The 21,817-nt window shown below is 30.2% G+C and carries 20 protein-coding genes; 8 read left to right on the top strand and 12 right to left on the bottom strand.

Annotated elements, in window-relative coordinates:
• Positions 1-26: 26 nt before the first annotated feature.
• A complete protein-coding gene (locus Q0762_RS11355) occupies positions 27-1,505 on the top strand; it encodes an OmpA family protein (protein WP_298767016.1) in 1,479 nt (492 codons plus the stop codon).
• A gap of 112 nt (positions 1,506-1,617) precedes the next feature.
• On the opposite strand, the gene gldC is transcribed toward Q0762_RS11355, so the two are convergent.
• Both gldC and gldB read right to left on the bottom strand, forming a co-directional pair.
• The gene (gldC, locus tag Q0762_RS11350; protein ID WP_298767015.1) at positions 1,618-1,953 is read right to left on the bottom strand and encodes a gliding motility protein GldC; all 336 of its coding nucleotides are present in this window, start codon (positions 1,951-1,953) and stop codon (positions 1,618-1,620) included.
• A gap of 5 nt (positions 1,954-1,958) precedes the next feature.
• Positions 1,959-2,918, bottom strand: coding sequence for a gliding motility lipoprotein GldB (gene gldB / locus Q0762_RS11345; RefSeq protein WP_298767014.1), 960 nt, complete (start codon positions 2,916-2,918; stop codon positions 1,959-1,961).
• Between the two features lie 58 nt (positions 2,919-2,976).
• Here gldB and nadE point away from each other — a divergent pair, with 58 nt between their 5' ends.
• Entirely contained in the window at positions 2,977-3,765 is a 789-nt protein-coding gene (nadE, locus tag Q0762_RS11340) for an NAD(+) synthase (protein WP_298767013.1), read from the top strand.
• 522 nt (positions 3,766-4,287) lie between these two features.
• On the opposite strand, the gene dnaG is transcribed toward nadE, so the two are convergent.
• From dnaG to Q0762_RS11300, 8 genes are all read right to left on the bottom strand, one after another.
• Entirely contained in the window at positions 4,288-6,303 is a 2,016-nt protein-coding gene (gene dnaG, locus Q0762_RS11335) for a DNA primase (RefSeq protein ID WP_298767012.1), read from the bottom strand.
• A 252-nt stretch (positions 6,304-6,555) separates the two neighbouring features.
• Positions 6,556-7,791, bottom strand: a complete 1,236-nt coding sequence (clpX, locus tag Q0762_RS11330) for an ATP-dependent Clp protease ATP-binding subunit ClpX (RefSeq protein ID WP_298767011.1) — start codon at positions 7,789-7,791, stop codon at positions 6,556-6,558.
• A 78-nt stretch (positions 7,792-7,869) separates the two neighbouring features.
• The gene (clpP, locus tag Q0762_RS11325) at positions 7,870-8,529 is read right to left on the bottom strand and encodes an ATP-dependent Clp endopeptidase proteolytic subunit ClpP (protein ID WP_298767009.1); all 660 of its coding nucleotides are present in this window, start codon (positions 8,527-8,529) and stop codon (positions 7,870-7,872) included.
• Positions 8,530-8,729: 200 nt separating this feature from the next.
• On the bottom strand, positions 8,730-10,052 hold the full coding sequence (gene tig, locus Q0762_RS11320; RefSeq protein WP_298767007.1) for a trigger factor: 1,323 nt from the start codon (positions 10,050-10,052) through the stop codon (positions 8,730-8,732).
• 153 nt (positions 10,053-10,205) lie between these two features.
• The gene (locus tag Q0762_RS11315; RefSeq protein ID WP_298767004.1) at positions 10,206-10,553 is read right to left on the bottom strand and encodes a phage holin family protein; all 348 of its coding nucleotides are present in this window, start codon (positions 10,551-10,553) and stop codon (positions 10,206-10,208) included.
• A gap of 127 nt (positions 10,554-10,680) precedes the next feature.
• Positions 10,681-12,489 carry a lysophospholipid acyltransferase family protein gene (locus tag Q0762_RS11310; RefSeq protein WP_298767002.1) on the bottom strand — a complete coding sequence of 603 codons (1,809 nt, stop codon included), beginning with the start codon at positions 12,487-12,489 and terminating at the stop codon, positions 10,681-10,683.
• 55 nt (positions 12,490-12,544) lie between these two features.
• Positions 12,545-13,798 (bottom strand): aspartate kinase, encoded by a 1,254-nt coding sequence (locus Q0762_RS11305; RefSeq protein ID WP_298767000.1) that lies wholly within the window; start codon positions 13,796-13,798, stop codon positions 12,545-12,547.
• Positions 13,799-13,830: 32 nt separating this feature from the next.
• Complete coding sequence (locus Q0762_RS11300; protein ID WP_298766998.1) at positions 13,831-14,310, bottom strand: GNAT family N-acetyltransferase; 480 nt, start codon at positions 14,308-14,310, stop codon at positions 13,831-13,833.
• Between the two features lie 187 nt (positions 14,311-14,497).
• On the opposite strand from Q0762_RS11300, the gene fbp reads away from it, so the two are divergent.
• Both fbp and Q0762_RS11290 read left to right on the top strand, forming a co-directional pair.
• Positions 14,498-15,508, top strand: coding sequence for a class 1 fructose-bisphosphatase (gene fbp / locus Q0762_RS11295; RefSeq protein ID WP_298766996.1), 1,011 nt, complete (start codon positions 14,498-14,500; stop codon positions 15,506-15,508).
• A 105-nt stretch (positions 15,509-15,613) separates the two neighbouring features.
• The gene (locus tag Q0762_RS11290) at positions 15,614-16,222 is read left to right on the top strand and encodes a superoxide dismutase (RefSeq protein ID WP_298766994.1); all 609 of its coding nucleotides are present in this window, start codon (positions 15,614-15,616) and stop codon (positions 16,220-16,222) included.
• A 138-nt stretch (positions 16,223-16,360) separates the two neighbouring features.
• Here Q0762_RS11290 and Q0762_RS11285 read toward each other — a convergent pair whose 3' ends face one another.
• Positions 16,361-18,259, bottom strand: coding sequence for an amidophosphoribosyltransferase (locus tag Q0762_RS11285; protein WP_298766993.1), 1,899 nt, complete (start codon positions 18,257-18,259; stop codon positions 16,361-16,363).
• Positions 18,260-18,342: 83 nt separating this feature from the next.
• Positions 18,343-19,269 (bottom strand): PfkB family carbohydrate kinase, encoded by a 927-nt coding sequence (locus tag Q0762_RS11280; protein ID WP_298766991.1) that lies wholly within the window; start codon positions 19,267-19,269, stop codon positions 18,343-18,345.
• Positions 19,270-19,441: 172 nt separating this feature from the next.
• On the opposite strand from Q0762_RS11280, the gene Q0762_RS11275 reads away from it, so the two are divergent.
• From Q0762_RS11275 to Q0762_RS11260, 4 genes are all read left to right on the top strand, one after another.
• On the top strand, positions 19,442-19,861 hold the full coding sequence (locus tag Q0762_RS11275) for a SufE family protein (protein WP_298766989.1): 420 nt from the start codon (positions 19,442-19,444) through the stop codon (positions 19,859-19,861).
• 41 nt (positions 19,862-19,902) lie between these two features.
• Positions 19,903-20,223, top strand: a complete 321-nt coding sequence (locus Q0762_RS11270) for a DUF59 domain-containing protein (RefSeq protein WP_298766987.1) — start codon at positions 19,903-19,905, stop codon at positions 20,221-20,223.
• Positions 20,224-20,359: 136 nt separating this feature from the next.
• Complete coding sequence (locus Q0762_RS11265) at positions 20,360-20,869, top strand: DUF2480 family protein (protein ID WP_298766985.1); 510 nt, start codon at positions 20,360-20,362, stop codon at positions 20,867-20,869.
• 48 nt (positions 20,870-20,917) lie between these two features.
• Complete coding sequence (locus Q0762_RS11260) at positions 20,918-21,781, top strand: DUF3078 domain-containing protein (RefSeq protein ID WP_298766983.1); 864 nt, start codon at positions 20,918-20,920, stop codon at positions 21,779-21,781.
• Positions 21,782-21,817: the final 36 nt, after the last annotated feature.

The raw sequence follows: 21,817 nt of genomic DNA, 5'->3' as shown, positions 1-21,817 counted from the left end.
AAAAACAATAACTATATACCTATTCGATGAGAAGATTTTTTTTAAAAACCATTTTATGTTGTTTGTTTACAACGTCAATCTTTAGCCAGTTTACTACAGATGAGATTACTTACGGTAACAGAATAGACCTTGAAAACAGTAACAGTTGGGCCGTAGGTGCAGGAGTTAGTAACTTTATAATGCATGGAGATTTACGCTCTATAGGAACAGGGAATTTAGGAAATTTCTACAATTTTGGAGCATTCGCTTTTGTAGACAAAATGTTTAATCCTTTATTAGGTTTAGAATTCAAAGCCACATATTCACAAATTTCTGGTGGTGCACAATATTTTTCTGACGTTTACGAAGTTTTATATGTACCAAATACAGTAATTAGAGACAACACATTTTTTGAAGGTACTGCTTATGGTGCTGAATTAAACCTTATATTTAGTTTTACAAACCTATATCAAACAAGCGCTTACAAATGGCACGCTGCTGGTTACTTTGGTGTTGGTTATCACCAATACGATTCTCAACTTTTTGAGAAAAATTTAAATGGCGGTCCAGATAGAGAATTGGTAGATTTTGGATTTAATCCAGCAAGAGATAGTCAAAACCAGGCGAGCTCTATCTACTTGTCTGCGCAATTAGGTATTAAAAGAAGACTTAGTAAAAAAGTAGATTTAGAATTAAGATCTGGTATGTACTTTAACTATGAAGACCATTTAGATGCAGCAATTTCTAACAAACAAGATTGGGAAACATTTTTTGTAACCAGTATTGGTGTTGTGGTAAAATTAGGTAAAAAGAAAGTATTTACCATTTGGGGTAATGAAGGCGAAAATGCTCAGGGGAAATTTAAAATTGTTGATACCGATAAAGACGGTGTTATGGATGAGCTAGATGTAGAACCTAATACACCTCCAGGTGTTATGGTATATGGAAATGGTAAAGCTGTAGACTCAGATAAAGATGGAATTCCAGATTATTTAGATAAATGTCCTTTAGTTTTTGGACCAGAATCTAATGAAGGTTGTCCTCTTAATATTGATTCTGATGGTGATGGAATTATGGATGACCAAGATTTATGTCCAGCAACTCCAGGAATATTGGAAAACAGAGGTTGTCCTGAACAGAAAATAGCTGCTCCAACAGGTAAAACTGTAAGTAATGAAATCTCATTGTTAGCTGCAAGTATCTATTTTGAAACAAACAGTGATAAAATTCAAAATATTTCTTTTGCAAATATTGATAAAATTATTGCCTTAATGAAAAAAGTACCAGAGGTTAGATTTAGGATAGAAGGTCATACAGATGATAGAAACAGTGATAGATATAACCTTTACTTATCTCAAAGAAGAGCTAATGCTGTTAGAAAATACATGATAAAAGAAGGTATTGATCAAAGCAGATTAGAAGCGAAAGGTTTTGGAGAATCTAGACCAAAATTCTCAAATGAAAATGCTGGTGGTAGACAATTAAACAGAAGGGTTGAAATTAAACCAACTAATTCTTTAGAATAAAATAAAGAATTTTAATAAATAAAAAAGAACGTATGTTTTATTACATACGTTCTTTTTTTTTAAGTTAAACTTAAAGTTTAAACTTGAAATATATAATAGACCAACTCCTTTTTTATTTCTTCAGCTCTAACTTCTCTGCAAAATAATCACAAAAATCGCGCATAGTTGCACTCATTTTTTGATCATCTGTTGCACGTTGAAAACTATCTGCCATAGAAACTAATGTTTGATGATAAAATTGTTTCATTTCATCTACTGGCATATCTTTAGTCCATAAATCCATACGTAAGGTATCTTTCTTTTTATGATCCCAAACAGATAACATTACTGCTTTAGAAGCTTCATTATTGATACCACCATCTTTAGCCTCCCAAGAAATTTCTTCTGGTATTTTATTTTCGTCTAACCCGATATTTATTTTTATTTCTGATTGGTGCTTAACTGCCATTTTCTTTACTTTCTTGGTTTATACTTAGATTTAGAAAACAAATCTGTTTCGTTTATTTTAATTAATTCTTGCAAAGATACATCATTATGTTTCATAAAAGAACGCACAATTTGCCAACCAACCCAAACCCCAATTTTACCAGGAGACAAGTCATCTTGTTTCATATAAAACTTAGAAAAAGGCGCTGTTTCTAAAAACCTACTATTTAATTTAGTATCTGTACTAAACAACAATTCTTTTTGAATAAAATAGCTCCAAATTTGCTCTTCATTAGATAATGCCCAATTAAATTTATCATCGGTTGTTCCAAATTTAATAACATCTTTAACTTCTGGTAAATAAAGGTCTAATAGGTACATTTTTTTTCCTTCGTAAATCATTTTACTGATAAAAGATCGGTTAACCTTTGGCTGTAATTGCTCTTCAATAAACACTTTTGCAACATCAACAATTAAATGTTCTTTTGTGTTGTTTTGCTTAATATATTTAGGGTAATCGTTATAAAAAGTATGTTCTTTTCCTAAAAAAACATCTAAAGAAATTAGCAAAAGGCTATCTGCATGAATAACACGACTCTCATAATCTACATTACTTAAAATGGTAACTACTCTTGGAGGTTTAAACTTTGGATTATAATATCTTATATGTTTAAACAAAGAACTTAGTTTAATTTTCTGATCCGTAAAATCTTTGTAAATCTTCTGAGTTTCCAAAAACAATTCTTGTTCATCTTTATCTTTCATTTTAGCGATAGAAATACTATCTAACATACTTTCAGGAAAAAAATAGGGATATTTTGCTTTTAATTTTAACAAATCCTTTTGTTTAGCTCTATAAAAATCAACATCAAACCTACTTAAATTAAAAGAACCATCAATACCAGAAATATCTACGGTGAAACTCTTTTCTTTTTTACAAGAATAAAAACAAAAGAAAACCATTAAAAACATTATAAAAAATCTCATAAAATTTGTATCTTAGTAATAGAATTAAAACGTTAAAAATACTAAAATAGTTTATTTCATGAAAACTGAAGCAGTTGCAAAACATATTATAAATTGGCTAAAAACATATGCAGAAAACGCAAAAGTAACAGGTTTTGTTGTAGGTGTTTCTGGCGGAATTGATTCTGCACTAACCTCTACCTTGTGTGCTAAAACAGGGTTACCAACACTATGTGTAGAAATGCCTATTCACCAAGCAGAAAGTCAAGTTTCTAGAGCAGAAGAACATATTAAACAATTAAAAGCACGCTTTACTAATGTTACTGAAACACGCGTAGATTTAACAGCTACTTTTGAACAATTGAAATTGGCTATACCTAAAATAGAAGATAAAGCAAAAGTAGATTTATCTTTAGCAAATACTAGAGCAAGAATTAGAATGACCACCTTATACTATTTGGCTGGAATTAATAGTGCTCTAGTTGCAGGAACAGGGAATAAAGTAGAAGATTTTGGTGTTGGTTTTTATACCAAATATGGTGATGGTGGTGTAGATTTAAGCCCTATTGCAGATTTAATGAAATCTGAAGTTTATGAACTAGCAGCTTTTTTAAAGGTGCCAAAAGCAATACAAACAGCAGCGCCTACAGATGGACTTTTTGGTGATAGCAGAACAGATGAAGACCAAATTGGTGCATCTTATGACGAATTGGAATGGGCTATGAAAATGCAAGATGCTGGTAAAAACGAAACGAATTTTAAAGGCAGAGAAAAAGAAGTTTTTATAATTTATGAAAGATTAAACCGAATTAATCAACATAAAATGGTACCCATACCTGTTTGCGAAATACCAGAAAATCTAAAATAAAAAAAATCCCATAAATAATAATTTATGGGATTTTTGTTTGATTAAAAAATTTCTTTCGATTTACAATAAATTGGCAGCAAGCATCATTTTTTTTATCCTCATATAAGCTCTTCTTTTTGATCCGTTAGAGATCTCAAAAGGTAAAAAAATAAACAACTGAACAATTTTTAGAATTTGTAGTAATTTTTTCATAGTGATTTTATTTTTCTTTTTAACATGTGCAATATACAAAAAATCAATTTTTGGGCTTAAAAACTATACAGGGGAAAATACCTGTTTTTACTTTTATTATTAACTAAAGGCAAAAAACGGGTTATTTAAACGCTACTACATACTTAAAAACATCAACAAAATTTAACTTTTAATACTTTAAAACACTTCTTTTGTTAATGTAAATGTATAAAAAAAAAAGTTAACCACACTGAATATGTATAGATTAGCCAATTTTTATGAATATAATAAATAGAAGTAATAAAAATTAACATTCATAATTTTATAGACTTAATATTAAGAATTTATAAATTATACCACTCTTTTTAATTTCTCTGAGAGTTTAATTCTCAAAGAATTGTATTTCATAATATCCTCCTTTTCTTCTGTGGTATACTCCTTTCCTTGTACTAAAGCTTGTGTAACTAATTTATCAATTAGCACTCTTCGTAAATTAAAAACAACATCTGTTACCGCTTTTTGTAAAACCTCTATATCTGTTTTTACTTCTATATTTTTACTATCCCATTTACTCAGCTGCATTTTAGGATTTTCTTTTTCCATGATAATAGAAGTTACAAGTGTAGCAATTTCTTTATTTTCAGAATTTATTAAATCGTCTATTTTTATAGTTTCATATTGGTTTAAATGATGAATAATCTGTACATAAATTTCTTGAAAAACAGGATTGGTAAATTCAATTTCATCATCTTGTAAATGCACGTAAATTTCTGCAGATACTTTATTGTTGTATTTTCTGTTGGTTACTATTATCCTATCATTTTCGTCTATATTTTCTATTTCTTCTATAAACTCTACATCTTCATTACCAAAAAGCAGTAATAACCTTATAATTTCTTTCTCTAGAATAGAAAGTTGATCTATTTTTTCTGTTGATACTGGCCCACCTTTTACCAAACCCATTTGCGCTTGTTCTTGAGCCATAAAATATTCTGGTGGTGGCTCATTGGGGTCTTGTTGAGCAGAAAAATTTTGTTTTTTCTTAGCTTTATTTTTTTCTAACGCTCCTTTTGATATTATTTGAGCCAACTCACTAAACAAAACACGCTCAGATATTTCTAAAATACGAGAACACTCTTGTATATAAACCTCACGTTTTATACCGTCTGGAATTTTAGCAATGCTAGTAACAATATCTCTAATTACTCCTGCCTTTTTTATAGGATCATTATTAGACTCTTTTAATAACAGTGAAACTTTAAAATTGATAAAATCTTGCGCATTGTCTTTTAAATGACTTTTTAATTCTTCTGTAGAATGTGCCTTTGCAAAACTATCTGGATCTTCTCCATCAGGAAATTGCACTACTCTAACATTCATGCCTTGCTCTAAAATTAAATCGATTCCACGAATGGAAGCTCTAATTCCTGCTGCATCTCCATCAAAAAGAACTGTAATGTTTTTGGTAAGTCTGTTTACCAACCTTATTTGGTCTGAAGTTAATGCTGTACCAGAAGAGGCCACAACATTTTCTACACCAGATTGATGAAATGAAATAACATCTGTATAACCTTCTACCAAATAACAATTGTCTTGTTTTGCTATTTCTTTTTTAGCTTGATACAAACCATATAAGATTTTACTTTTATGATATATATCGCTTTCTGGTGAATTTAAATATTTTGCTACTTTTTTATCTGCTGTTAAAATTCTACCTCCAAAACCTAAAATTCTACCAGACATAGAATGTATAGGAAACATTACACGCCCTTTAAATCTATCAAATTGTCTGTTTTCTTTTACAATAGTTAAACCTGTGGCAGCCATGTATTTTAAATCGTAGCCTTTTAAGAGTGCTGCTTTAGTAAAACCATCCCACTCATCTAAACAATAACCAAGCTCAAAGGTTTTAATAGTATCATCTCTAAAACCACGCTCTTTAAAATAAGAAAGTCCTATTGCTTTACCTTTATTGGTATTTAGCATGGTTTCATGAAAGTAGTCTTTGGCAAATTTAGATACCAAAAACATACTTTCTCTTTCATTCATCTGTTGTTTTTCTTCAGATGATTGTTCTGTTTCTTCAATTTCTATATTGTACTTTTTTGCCAACCATTTTATGGCTTCTGGATACGAATAATGTTCATGTTCCATTAAAAAAGAAATGGCATTACCACCTTTTCCTGTAGAAAAATCTTTCCAGATTTGTTTTACTGGAGATACCATAAAAGATGGTGATTTTTCGTCTACAAACGGACTTAAACCTTTAAAGTTACTTCCTGCTTTTTTAAGTTGTACAAATTCACCAATAACCTCTTCTACTCTTGCAGTTTCAAAAACACGGTCTATGGTACTTCTAGATATCATTTTTAATGATTTTAGTTTGAAAGTGAAACAAATATAATAATTACAAGCTTATTTTTTTATTTGTTTTTTATGATGAAAAACCTCACAAGTTTTAAAAATCTGTGAGGTTTGAATACATTCCATTTTTTTACGAACTTCCTTTTTTAGTTTGCAATACGCGTTAAGGATTGAGCAATTGTTTGAGCTCTTTTTTGTTTTTCACAAAAAAAGCGAGTGTGAAAGCCTGACCTGAAAGGGAACGCCCAAAACATTTTAAGATGCTGCTCTTAACTTTTTAAGTGCACTTTTTGTTAATTTTGATTCTGCATATTCTTTGGTTACTGTAAATTCTTTATCGTCTGAACTTGGTAAATCGAACATAGCATCTGTAAAAATAGCTTCACATAAAGAACGTAAACCTCTGGCACCTAACTTGTATTCTACTGCTTTGGATACAATATAATTTAAAGCTTCTTCTTCTATGATGAAATTGACATCGTCCATATTAAAAAGCTTGGTATATTGCTTAATTATAGAATTTTTAGGTTCTGTTAAAATGGCTCTTAATGTTTTTGCATCTAAGGGATTCATGTAACTTAAAACTGGCAAACGACCTATAATTTCTGGTATTAAACCAAAAGATTTTAAGTCTGAAGGAATGATATATTGTAACATGTTTTCCTCGTCTACCTTATCTTCATCTAAAGAAGCGCCAAAACCTACTGCTTGCATATTTAAACGCTTGCTAATAATTCTTTCGATTCCTGAAAATGCGCCACCTGCAATAAACAAAATTTCTTTAGTATCTACTTCTACAAATTTTTGTTCTGGGTGTTTTCTACCTCCTTTTGGTGCAACATTTACAACTGTGCCTTCTAATAATTTTAATAAGGCTTGTTGTACTCCTTCTCCAGAAACGTCTCTGGTAATGGATGGATTGTCTCCTTTTCTGGCAATTTTATCTATTTCGTCTATAAAAACAATACCTCTTTGTGCTTTTTCTACATCATAATCTGCAGTTTGCAATAACCTGCTTAAAATACTTTCTACATCTTCTCCTACATAACCTGCTTGGGTTAAAACTGTAGCATCTACAATAGAAAATGGTACGTTTAACATACGTGCAATTGTTTTTGCAACTAATGTTTTTCCTGTACCTGTTTCACCAACCAAAACAATATTAGATTTTTCTATTTCAACCTCATCATCATCTTTTGTTTGCAACAATCTTTTATAGTGATTGTATACTGCAACTGCCATAGAGCGCTTGGTTTCATCTTGCCCAATAATATATTGGTCTAAGAAATTTTTAATTTCTTTTGGCTTTTTAAGCGTTAAGTCTTTAGATAAGCTGCTGGTTTTTGCTTCTGTAATTTCTTCTTCTACAATACCATGAGCTTGCTCTATACACTTGTCGCAAATATGAGCATCCATACCTGCTATTAACAGGTCTGTTTCTGCTTTTTTTCGTCCGCAAAACGAACACTCTAAATTTTCTTCTTTTGACATTTTTATTTGGTTTTTGGTTATTAGTTGGTAGTTCTTGGTTAAGCACCAAAAACCATCAACCAAAAACTAAATACTAATTTATTTTCTAGCTAAAATTTCGTCAATCATGCCGTATTCTTTTGCTTCATTGGCTTTCATCCAGTAATCTCTATCAGAGTCTTGGTGTACTTTTTCTATTGTTTGTCCTGAGTGACTTGCAATAATTGCATACAATTCGTCTTTTAACTTTAAGATTTCTCTTGCCGTAATTTCTATATCTGATGCTTGCCCTTGTGCGCCGCCTAAAGGTTGGTGAATCATAATTCTAGAATGTGGTAAAGCAGAACGTTTTCCTTTTTGACCTGCACACATTAATACTGCACCCATTGAGGCTGCCATACCTGTACAAATTGTTGCTACGTCTGGTTTTATAAACTGCATTGTATCATAAATACCTAAACCTGCATAAACGCCACCTCCTGGAGAATTAATGTAAATTGAAATGTCTTTATTAGCATCTACACTTTCTAAAAATAATAATTGTGCTTGAATGATGTTGGCAACTTGGTCATTTATACCTGTTCCTAAAAATATAATTCTATCCATCATTAAACGTGAAAAAACATCCATTTGTGTGATGTTCATTTGACGCTCTTCCATAATATATGGCGTTAAGCTACTGGTAATTTTTGTATAACTAGTGCTGCTTATTCCGTGATGTTTTGTTGCGTATTTTTCAAACTCTTTTCCGTAATCCATTTCTGTGTTTCTTTTAAAATTTGTTCTGTAAATATAAGAACATTTTTTTTGACTGTTTTAAGTGATATTGCTAAAAAAACCTGAATTTTTACAATTCAGGTTTTTGTTTTCTGTTATTTCCTCTTTTGGAAGATGTTAAACTTGCCCTTTATAGGTACTGAATGAATCTCAGCATTTATAAACAACTAAGTTTTACTCAATTATTTATAAACTTCTTTTACAAATTCTTGGTAAGAAACTTCTTTGGTTTTAAATTTCATGTTCTCTTTGTAAAAAGCTAATAATTTTTGACTAATTAGTTGAGATTGTAATTTTTGAGCTTCTTCTTGGTTTTGTAAAATTCTACCAGCAATATCATCTAACTCTTTTTCTTCTGGATTCATGTTACCAAATTGAGCCATTTGAGTTCTAATAAAACCTTTTGCGTAGTCTACCAACTCTGCATACTCTAATTTAATATCGTTATCCTTCATAATTTTTCCTTCAATTAATTGGTAACGTAAGCCTTTTTCTGACTTTTCAAATTCAGCAGCAGCTTCTTCTGCAGTTAAAGGCTTTTCGCCTGCTGTTGCTAACCATTTTTTAAGGAAATCTGCTGGTAAATCAAACTTTGTATTTTCTACTAAGTTTTCTGTAACTGCGTTTAATAATTGTTGGTCTCCTTGTTGTTCAAATTGCTTTTCTGCATCTTCTTTAATCTTTGCTCTTAATTCTGATGCTGTTTTTACGCTTCCATCAGGAAATAATTTATCGAACAATTCTTGATCTAAATCTGCTGGTTCTGTTTTTGTAATTTCTTCTACAGTAAAAGTTACTGTAACGTCTAAATCTTTAGCAACTTCTTCAGAAATACCTAAAATATGAACCAATTTGTTATTATCTTCAAATAACTTTTTTGTTTCTAATGCTATAACATCGCCAACTTTAGCGCCAATAACTTTTTTCTCGTTCTTTTTGCCTTTTAAGTCGTTTACTAAAAACGTAGCTTTTTTATTAATTTCTTTTTCTTCGTTTACAAAAGTACCAGTTACATTAGAGTGCTCTGTAGCTTCTTCTAAAGAAGACATTTTACCATAACGTGTTTGAATGTTTTTTACTTCTTCATCTAACAAATCTTCTGTAGCTACAATATTATATTGTGTTACTTTCTTCTTTGGAGATAAATCCACATCAAACTGTGGTGCTAAACCTAATTCAAACTCAAAAGAAAACGCTGCTGCATCCCAATTAAAATCGTCTTGTACTCTTGGTAAAGGATTTCCTAAAATGTCTAATTTTTCTTCTGTAATGTATTTATTTAAAGAATCTTGTAAAAGCTTGTTTACCTCATCTACCATAATAGATTGGCCATATTGCTTTTTAATCATTCCCATAGGTACATGCCCTTTTCTAAAACCAGGAACATCTGCTTTTTTACGGTAATCTGTTAATAGTTTATCAACTTTTGGTTGATAATCTTCTGCAACAATATCTACTTTTACAACTGCGTTTAACGCATCTATGTTTTCTCTTGTAATATTCATTTCTTGTTCTATTATTCTTTAAAAAATCGAGTGCAAAATTAGTTAAAATAATTTAGTTAGCAAGTATTTAAAGGGTTCTATTTCAGTATAATTATTAAATAGCTAACAAACTTAGGCACCTGATTTTGATTGATTTAATTTTAAGGCTTGGTTTTAGTTTTTTTTATCTTTTAATAAAGAAAATAATGCAGACCTAAAGATAGAAAGTAAAATGCTAAAAAATAATGCAGCCCAAAATCCTGAAACTGCAAAACCGTCTACCAATTTATCTGCCAACAATATAATTACAGCATTTATTACAAAAATAAATAAGCCAAAAGTTACCAAAGTTGCAGGCAGTGTAAAAAAGATTAGTAAAGGCCTAACTATCATATTTAATACGGCTATAACTATAGCTACAATTATTGCTGATACATAACCAGAAACGGTTACTCCTGGTAATAAATTTGCTAAAACAATTACTGCTAAAGCGGTTAAAAGTATTTTTAAAAATGTTTTCATAACAATTTAAAAGCGAAAACTATACCAATTTTAAAAACTGCTTTTTTGGCAGTTTTATAATAATCATTATAAAAAACAATTAAATTAAAAACGAAAAATCATATGCTGAAAATTATCTTTTACGATTTTATTTCTTGTTTTGTAATTCTGAAGCTTTACGTTCTAATTCTGCCTGAAACTCTTCCATAACCGGTTTTACCGTACTTTCTGGAATATCTGCAACCTTAATATACATTAAACCATCTACGGCATTGTTAAATTTAGGATCTACATTAAACGCTACTAAACGTGCATTTTGTTTTACATATTTCTTTAATAAAACAGGTATTCTTAATGCTCCTGGCTCTATTTCGTCTATAATTTTATCAAACTTTTGTAAATCTGCTTTTGTAGCATCAAACACAAAATCTTTATCTGCATCTTTTAACTTTACCTTATATTCTTTCTTCGGATAAATATATTGTGCAACGTATGGATCGTAATAATGAGATTTCATAAATTCTATCATTAAAGACTTAGAAAAATCAGAAAATTGATTGCTTATAGAAACACCGCCCATTAAATATTTATATTCTGGATAACGCAACGTTACATGCACAATACCTTTCCATAGTAAAAATAATGGCATTGGTTTTTGTTGATATTCACCCACCACAAAAGCACGTCCCATTTCTATGGTATTACTCATCATTTGATGCAGCTCTGGTTCTATTTTAAACAAAGTTTGTACGTAGAAACCATGAATTCCGTATTTGTTATAAATCTCTTTACCAAGTCCCATTCTATAAGCACCTACCAAGCAATTAGCTACTTTATCCCACAAGAATAAATGGCTGTAATAGTTATCATAAACATCTAAATCTATTGCTTTATTTGTACCTTCTCCAACTTCTCTAAATGTAATTTCTCTAAGCCGCCCAATTTCATGTAAAATATTTGGTATATCATCTGCATTTGCAAAAAATACTTCGTAATTTTTACTTTCTAATAACTTTCCTTTTATTTCTCTTAATTTGTTTACCTCTTCTACAAATAAATGTGCATCTCTTTGAAGTGCAATTTTTCTAATTGGCTTTTTAATTTTGATTTTTTCTGTGGAAATTAATTTATGAGCTTTCTCAAAAGGATTTGCCAACATGTAGGTTTTCTTTCTAATAAATTCATTAAAAGAAGAAATATCTTTGTATTCATTTTGATCTTTTACAGCAATTGGCTTACCTATTCTAACTTTTATTACACGGTGTTTTTGTGATAATAATTCTGATGGTAATTTTGCCGTTCTTAAAGTGCCAGAAATTTTTGATAGCACGTAAAATAAACGACTATTTTTTGCATGAAAATAAATAGGAATAACAGGTACATTTGCTTTTTTTATCAAACGTACAGCACCTTCTTCCCAAGGTTTGTCCACATTTAATTTACCGTCTTTATAAGTAGAAACTTCCCCAGCAGGAAAAATACCCAAAGGCCTTTCTTCTTTTAAATGCAATAAAGCATTTTTTATGCCAGCAACACTAGATTTGGCGTCCTTTCTATCTTCAAAAGGATTTACTGGCATTACATAAGGCTTTAAAGGCGCTATTTTATGCAATAAAAAATTTGCAATAATCTTGTAATCTGCTCTTTTTTCTATTAAAAGTTTTAAAAGCAAAATACCATCTACACCACCTAAAGGGTGATTAGAAACTGTAATAAAAGCACCGGTTGCAGGAATTCTTTTTAAATCTTCTTCTGGGATTTCGAATTCTATTTTGCAATCATTTAAAATTGCGTTTAAAAACGCTAAATCAGATTTGTTTTTGTTTTTATCATAAATTCTATTAAGCACAGAAATTCTTAAAACACGTAACAAAACCCAACCTAAAAAAGTGCCAAGAAAACCAAATTTTTCTAGACCAATTGCTAGAGAAATTTCTTTAGAAGTTACTAATGCCATATGATATTAAAAATTAATCTACCTGCAAAAGTAACTAAAAACAAATGACAAAAACTTAGTTTTCTGCTAAAACAATCTGAATGGTTTCTTTGTTAACCTGAGTAAGCAAAGCACTTCCTTTTTCTTCTATTTTAGCTATTGCATTATCTGTAAAATGTCTTACTGTGTACAAGTCTATTTCTTTTTGAACTTCTATTTTAAACTCATCTTTTAATTCGTTGTAAAACGCATCAAACTTATTAAATTTATTATCTATACAAACAGAAAAACTAATGGCAGAATTCTGAATTAGATTAACTTTCAATTGAAAATCGTGCAATTTTTTAAAGATATAACTAATGTTGTTCTCTACCATAAAAGAAAAATCTAGTGCAGAAATAGAAACTAAAATTTGGTTTTTCTTTACAATAAAACAAGGTATTAAAGGTTCTAAATTGGCTCCTTTAGAAATTTTTGTACCGGTTTCTTTTGGATTTATAAAAGAACGTACCAAAAGCGGAATTTCTTTACTTTGCAGTGGTTGCAATGTTTTAGGGTGAATTACAGAGGCTCCGTAAAATGCCATTTCAATAGCCTCTTCATAAGAAATCTGTTGCAATAAAGTAGTGTCTTTAAAAACTCTAGGATCTGCATTTAAAACTCCGGGTACATCTTTCCAAATAGTAACATTTTCTGCATTTAAACAATACGCAAAAATACCAGCTGTATAATCAGATCCTTCTCTACCTAAAGTAGTTGTATTTTCTGTATCATTTGCAGCAATAAAACCTTGTGTAATATTAATTTTAGTAGCATCTACCTTACTTGTAATTAATTCTTTTGTAAGTTCCCAATCTACTTTTGCATCTCTATAATTGCTGTCTGTTTTTATGTAACTTCTAACATCAAACCAAACATTATTTTGTCCAATTTTAGTTAAATAAGCACTTATTATTTTTGTTGATAACAACTCTCCAAAACAAATAATTTGATCGTAAACGTAATTAAACCTAGTCGAAGTATTTCTGGCTAAAAACCAACCTAATTCACCAAAAAGAACATCAATTTCTTTGTAAATTTCATCTTCTTTATCAAAAAGAGCACTCATAACTCCTTTATGATATTCTTCTATAAAATTTAGTTTATTTGGCAAATCTTCTAATTTATTATAGTAAGAATTTATAACTTCTTCAAAAGCATTTGTCATTTTACCCATAGCAGAAACCACTACTAAAGTATCACTTGCACCTTCATTTTTAATTATTGATACAATATTTTTTATACTTTCTGCATCTTTTACAGAAGCACCACCAAACTTAAAAACTTTCATCTTCTTTATTATTTTTTCTCTTTGAGATTTTTTTAATTATTTTCTATAAACTTTGCCAAATTTTCTTGATTCATTTGCACAACAGACCAATTGTTTAAATAGGTAGCTCCTGTACTTTTATAAAACTCAATTGCATTGGTATTCCAATCTATAACTTCCCAAGCAACTCTATTAAAATTATGGTCATGGGCATATTTTAAAACAGCACTATACAATGCTTTTCCTGCACCTATTTTTTGCTTATTTTTAGTTACTATTAAATCTTCTAAATGTATTGCTTTGCCTTTCCATGTAGAATAACGCTCATAAAATAATGCAATACCAATAATTGCACCTTCTTGTTCTGCTACAAAAATTTTAAATTTCGGATTGTTAGAAAAACCATCATTTACCAAATCTTCTACCGTAATTTCTACAGCGTTTGGTTCTTTTTCAAAAATTGCCAATTCCATAATTAAATTATGAACCTCTTGCATATCTTTTGCCTTTCCAAATCTAATAGTAAAACTCATTATTCTTAATTTTAAACAAAGATAGTTGTTTTAAAATCCGTTAAAAATAATTAGATATTTTACACACTTATTAAAATTTTGTTTAAATATTTTCTACGTTTTTAAATTGATAAAAGAAGAATAAAGAATAGCTTAAGTCTAAAATATTTAGCATATTTGTAGCATTAATACCATTAAATACATTAGGATGCCAAAAAAAAATCAAACTTTAGGAGAATTTATCATTGAAAATCAAAACGATTTTAAATATTCTTCTGGGGAGTTATCTAGTTTATTAAACTCTATAAGGTTAGCCGGTAAAGTTGTAAATCATGAAGTTAACAAAGCAGGTTTAGTAGATATTACAGGTGCTGCTGGAGACACCAATATACAAGGTGAAGACCAACAAAAATTAGATGTTTACGCTAATGATGTATTTATAGAAACCATAAGTAATAGAAATATAGTTTGTGGTATTGCAAGTGAAGAAGAAGATGATTTTATTATCATAAACAGTCAAGACAACAATCATCAAAACAAGTATGTGGTTCTAATGGATCCTTTAGACGGATCTTCTAATATTGATGTAAATGTTTCTGTAGGAACAATTTTTTCTATTTTTAGAAGAGTTACAGAAGTAGGAAAACCAGTCGAATTAAAAGATTTCTTACAATCTGGTGACAAACAAGTTGCAGCAGGTTACATTGTATATGGAACCTCTACAATGTTAGTTTACACTACAGGAAATGGTGTAAATGGTTTTACTTTAAACCCTGCATTAGGTAGTTGGTATTTATCTCATCCAGCAATGAAGTTTCCAGAAGATGGTACTATTTACTCTGTTAATGAAGGAAATTACTTAGATTTCCCAGCAGGTATTAAAATGTACATAAAATACTGTCAAGCAGAAGAAGGAAATAGACCCTACACAAGTAGATATATAGGTTCTTTAGTGTCTGATTTTCATAGAAATATGATAAAAGGAGGTATTTATATGTACCCAAAAGGATCTAAAAACCCAAAAGGAAAGCTACGTTTGTTGTATGAATGCAGTCCAATGGCCTTTTTAGCAGAACAAGCCGGAGGTTTGGCAACAGATGGTACGAAAAGAATTATGGAAATTGAGCCAACTGAATTGCATGAGCGTGTACCTTTTGTGTGCGGCAGTAAAAATATGGTGAAAAAAGTTTCTGAATTTATGCAGACTTTTGGAGAATAAGTGTTCTTTATATTATTATAAGTTAACATATTCTTAAAGACTTGTTTTAACATTCTTAAATTGTTAAATTTGTAAAGGAAATTAATTAAACAACAAAATAAAATTATGGCTTTTCAATTACCAGAATTAGGTTATGCTTATGACGCATTAGAACCTAACATAGATGCAAGAACTATGGAAATTCACCATACAAAACATCACAATGGATATACAACAAAATTAAATGCTGCAATAGAAGGTACAGATTTAGAAGGAAAAACTATTGAAGATATTTTAGCAAATTTAGACATGAGTAATGGAGCTGTTAGAAATAATGGAGGTGGTTTTTACAACCATTCTTTATTTTGGTCCGTTATGAATCCTGAAGGAAGAGGCCGTTTATCTGGCGAGTTAAAAGATGCAATAGATGCCGCTTTTGGTTCTAAAGAAGCTTTTATAGATGCTTTTTCTAAAGCAGCGGCAACACAATTTGGTTCTGGTTGGGCTTGGTTATGTGTTTTACCTGGTGGTAAAGTAGAAGTTTGCTCTACACCAAACCAAGACAATCCTTTAATGCCAGGAGTAACCTGTGAAGGTACTCCAATACTAGGATTAGATGTATGGGAACATGCTTACTATTTAAACTACCAAAACAGAAGACCAGATTATATTAATGCATTTTTTAATGTAATTAACTGGAACGAAGTAGAAAGACGTTACGCAGAAGCTAAGTAATAGTTATTGAAACAAATTTTTATATTACTATTTTAGTAATATTTATAAAACTCAAAAAAGCATTCTAAAATTTAGGATGCTTTTATTTTTTATTATCTTTTTTTGTTCAGCTAAAACTCAGCAAAAAAACAAAAATAATTAATACGCTCTTTTATCATTTCCTTCATAAAAGTTTATAAACGCTTGGTTTACTACGCGCATTCCGCCTGCTGTTGGGTAATTTCCTGTAAAATACCAATCTCCTAAATTATCTGGACAAGCTTTGTGTAAACCTTCTATAGATTGATATATTACCTCTACATCTGCAGTAATATCTTTTGTTTTTAACATTTCTGCTATTTTTGCAGATATTTCTTCAGCTTTAAAAGGTTTATAGATTTCTTTTACAAAATTTATAACATCTTCATCTTTAGAATCTTGCTGTGCTTTAGACTTTTTATAAACCTCGTCTATAATATGTTCTTGTTTGGTATCTTTTAATAATTCTATAGCAGCTTTAAACGCTATAAAAGCATCTATCCTTGCCATATCTATACCATAACAATCTGGGTAACGTATTTGTGGTGCAGAAGAAACGACTACTATTTTTTTAGGACCAAGTCTATCTAAAATTTTAATAATACTTTTCTTTAAAGTTGTTCCTCTAACAATACTATCATCTATAATTACTAGATTGTCTGTTGGCTTTACAACACCATAAGTAATGTCGTAAACATGTTCTACCAAATCGTCTCTAGAACTATCATCTGCAATAAAAGTTCTTAATTTGGCATCTTTAATAGCAATTTTTTCAAAACGAGGTCTTTCAGATAAAATTTGGGTTACTTTTTCTGCGGATAAATTTTTACCACCAGCTAAGATTTTACTTGTTTTTTGTTGGTTTAATAAATCTTCAGCAGCTTCTGTCATTCCATAAAACGAAGTTTCTGCTGTATTTGGTATGTAAGAAAAAACGGTGTTAGAAATATCTGAGTCAATCGATTTTAATATTTTAGGAAAAACATTTTTACCTAAATTTTTTCGTTCTTCATAAATACCTGCATCACTACCTCTAGAAAAATAAATTCGCTCAAAAGAGCAAGATTTTTTCTCTCTTGGTTCTAAAACTTTTTTGATTGAAGTTTGCCCACTTTTTTTAATAATTAGTGCATGCCCTCTTTCTAATTCCTGAATTTGATCTATCTTTAAATTAAAAACAGTTTGTATTACTGGTCTTTCAGAGGCTACAACTACAACTTCATCATCTTCATAAAAATAAGTAGGTCTTATACCGTTTGGATCTCTTAATACAAAAGCATCTCCATGACCAACTAAACCTGCCATTGCATAACCACCATCCCAGTTTTTAGAAGATCTTTTTAAAACTTTTTTTAGACTTAAATTTTCTTCAATAAAAGGAGAAGCATTTTTTTTACTAAAGCCTTTCTTTTTTGCTTTTTGATATAATTTAGCCACTTCATCTTCTAAAAAATGACCAATTTTTTCCATAACTGTAACAGTATCTGTAAATTCTTTTGGATGCTGCCCTAACTCTACTAACTCTTCTAACATTTGTTTAGAATTGGTCATATTAAAGTTACCGGCTACAATTAAATTTTGATGACGCCAATTGCTTTGTCTTAAAAAAGGATGTACACTTTCTATACTATTTTTACCAAAGGTACCATAACGTACATGTCCTAAAAACAAATTTCCAATGTATGGCATGTTTTCTTCTTGCCAAGCAACATCATTTTTTTTATCTGGATTTTCGTCTAAAACACCATTTAATCTTGCGTTTATTTGTCCAAAAATATCTTGTATGGGTTGTGTTTTATTAGAACGTACTCTACTAACATACCTGGTACCAGGAGTAACATTAAATTTTATACTTGCAAAACCAGCACCATCTTGACCACGATTGTGTTGTTTTTCCATTAACAAATACATTTTATTAATTCCGTAAAAGGCAGAACCATATTTGTCTTTATAAAATTGAAGTGGTTTTTTTAATCGAACAAGTGCAATTCCACATTCATGCTTAATAGCATCACTCATCTGTTATTGTTTTTAATTGTGTTACTGTTGTAAATCTTGTATTGTTGTAAAAAAAAATCCGCGTGTTACAACGCGGACTAAATTTAGGATAATTTTATATCAAATTGTGTTAAATCTTTAAATGCTTGCAAACGATTACTTACCTCTGCAGCAGTTAACTCTTGCATGCGCGCTGTACCAAACTTTTCTACACAAAAAGAAGCTAAATTAGAACCATAAATAATAGCATTTTTCATGTTCTCAAAAGATATATCTTCTGTTTTTGCTAAATAACCGCAAAAACCACCGGCAAATGTATCTCCTGCGCCTGTTGGGTCAAAAACTTCTGCCAATGGTAAAGCTGGTGCAAAAAACATTTTTCCTTGGTTAAACAACAAAGCGCCATGTTCTCCTTTTTTTATAACCACATATTTTGGGCCCATTTTATGAATCTTTTCAGCTGCATTTACTAAAGAATACTCTCCAGACAATTGTCTTGCTTCCTCATCATTAATTGTAATTACATCTACTTTTTTTAACACAGCATGTAAATCATTTAGCGCAATATCCATCCAAAAATTCATAGTATCTAAAACTACTAATTTTGGTCTCTTTGTCATTTGTTCTAAAACAGAGGCTTGCGTTAATGGGTGTAAATTACCTAACATTACAATAGGTGCGTCTTTAAAATCTTCTGGCACAACTGGTGTAAAAGTTTCTAATACGTTAAGTTCTGTAACCAAAGTATCTCTAGAATTCATATCATTATGATATTTACCACTCCAAAAAAATGTTTTACCATTTTGGTCTACCTCTACTCCATCTGTATTAATTCCTTTGGCATTCATCATTTCTAAATCAGCTGCTAAAAAATCTGCACCAACTACAGAAACCACACCAGTTTCTATACCAAATTGAGATGCTGCTAAACCAATATAACTTCCAGATCCACCTAAAATTTTATCAGTCTTACCAAACGGAGTTTCTATAGCATCAAAAGCCACTGTACCAACTGCTAATAATTTACTCATAGTTTTTACAACCCTCTTTAAAAAGAGGAATTTATTTAAATAATTAGTATAATAAAAACCTAATTAACTATATTAATATTCTATTTACTTTAAAGGTTTAAAACCTTTTTTATCGTATTTTTGCATACCAAATAACGGTAAACTTTTGTTACCGCAAAAATAAGTTTTAAAAATGACTATCAAAGAAATACAAGAAGAAATTATAGATGAGTTTTCTATGTTTGATGATTGGATGGAACGCTACGAATATATTATTGAGTTGGGCAAGTCTTTACCAATAATTAATGCGGCTAACAAATTAGAGGAAAACCTTATTAAAGGATGCCAATCTAAAGTTTGGTTATACTCTGAATTAGATGCAGATAAGGTAAAATTCTCTGCAGATAGTGATGCTATTTTAACCAAAGGAATTGTAGCACTTTTATTACGCGTTTTTTCTGACCAAAAACCAGCAGATATTTTAAATGCAGATACTACTTTTATAGACAAAATTGGCTTAAAAGAACATCTTTCTCCTACAAGAGCAAACGGTTTAGTTTCTATGTTAAAGCAAATAAAAATGTATGCTATTGCGCAACAAACAAAAATTTAAGACTAACAAGGGGTTTAAACCACTTGTAAAAAAATAACAAAATGACAGATAAAGAACTAGACGAAATTGGAGATAAAATTGTAAGAGTTTTAAAAACAATTTTTGATCCTGAAATACCCGTAGACATTTATGAATTAGGTTTAATTTATGATGTTTTTGTTTCTGATGAAAATAATGCAAAAATATTAATGACCTTAACTTCTCCCAATTGTCCTGTTGCAGAAAGCTTACCAAGAGACGTGGAAGAGAAAGTAAAATCTCTTAAAGAAATAAACGAATGTGAGGTAGAAATTACCTTCGACCCAACTTGGACACAAGAAATGATGAGCGAAGAAGCAAAGTTAGAATTGGGAATGCTTTAGAAAAAGTATTCAGTATTCAGTATTCAGTATTCAGTATTCAAAACTAAAAAAATTTCCGAACTTTGCGAAAATCTTTAGCGCCTTCGCGTTTATTTTTTGAAACTTTGAAACTTTGAAACTTTGAAACTTAAAAATAATGGAAAAAGAAATCATAAATAGAGTTGCCAATAGTAAATTAAAAACGTTTGATTTAGAAGAAATTTATCCAGAAGGTAAAAGGGTTTTATTTGATATTAAAGATTGGTTGTTTCAAGAACTTATTCTAAAAGAAACAGACTTTAGAGAGTCAGTTAAAAAACACAATTGGTCTCAATACAAAAATTGTTTTGTAGCCATAACCTGTTCTGCAGACGCCATTATACCATCTTGGGCTTTTATGTTGGTGGCTTCAGAAATTAACCCGTTTGCTAAAAAAGTAATTATTGGAGATTTAGAACTGTTAGAAACGGTAATTTACCAAGAACTTTTAACCTTTATAGATTTTAGAGATTTTACCAATGTCCCTGTAATTATTAAAGGCTGTGCAGAAAAACCTATTCCAAACTCTGCCTTTGCTTTTTTAATAAACAAATTACAACCTTTAGCAAAGTCTATTATGTTTGGTGAAGCTTGCTCTACTGTACCACTTTATAAATCCAAAAAATAATTTTGTTTTTTTACATAATCTCTTACTTTTGTATTTAAAATCCAAAAAGTGAAGAAGCTACTCCTTCTTTTATTGTTATTTTTCTCATTATTTTCTTTTTCTCAAAAAAAGAAAAAAGATACGGTGCCACAGCCAAAATGGAAAATTCATGGAAGGTTTGCTTTTGTTTTTAATCAATCTTCCTTTACCAACTGGGCTTCTGGTGGTCAAAACACAGTAGCTGGCAACATCAATGTAAATTACGATTTTAATTACAAAAAGAAGAACGTAAACTGGGATAGTAGGTTACTTACCGGTTATGGTTTAAGCTATATTACTAATGAAGGCTACAGAAAAACAGACGATAGATTTGAATTAAACACCTTATTTGGTTTTAGAACAGGAAAATATTGGTTTTTCTCTTTTATTGGTAATTTTAGAACTCAATATACAGATGGTTTTAACTACAAAACAGAACCTAACACATTAGTTTCTGAATTTTTATCTCCTGCATATTTAACTTTTGGACCAGGAATGCTCTGGAAAAAATCCGATGATTTTAATTTCAACATTGCTCCTGCTACCGCCAGATATACACTTGTAAGCGATGCTTTTTCCGGGAGATTTGGTGTTGAAAATGGTAAAAACACAGCATTTAGTTTAGGTTTTAACCTCTCTGGATATTTTAAATTTACAATGGCCAAAAATATCGAAATGGAAAACATTTTAACCTTGTATACAGATTACCTTTCTAATATTGGTAATATAGATGTTGATTATTTAACAAACATTCGTTTTAAAGTAAATAAACATATTAAAATGCTAATGACATTTCATCTTATTATGGATGATGATGCTTCTAGCAAACTACAATTTAGACAACTATTTGGATTAGGTTTAAATTATAGTTTTCATCAAAAAGTGACTTATTAATTTTTTCTTGTCTAATTAATAAAAGTGTAATATTGC

The sequence above is a fragment of the uncultured Polaribacter sp. genome (genome assembly GCF_947495205.1).
In the GTDB taxonomy this organism is placed as follows: Bacteria; Bacteroidota; Bacteroidia; order Flavobacteriales; family Flavobacteriaceae; genus Polaribacter.
The sequence above is the reverse complement of the archived record's forward strand: the minus strand, read 5'-3'. Positions and strand labels throughout refer to the sequence as shown.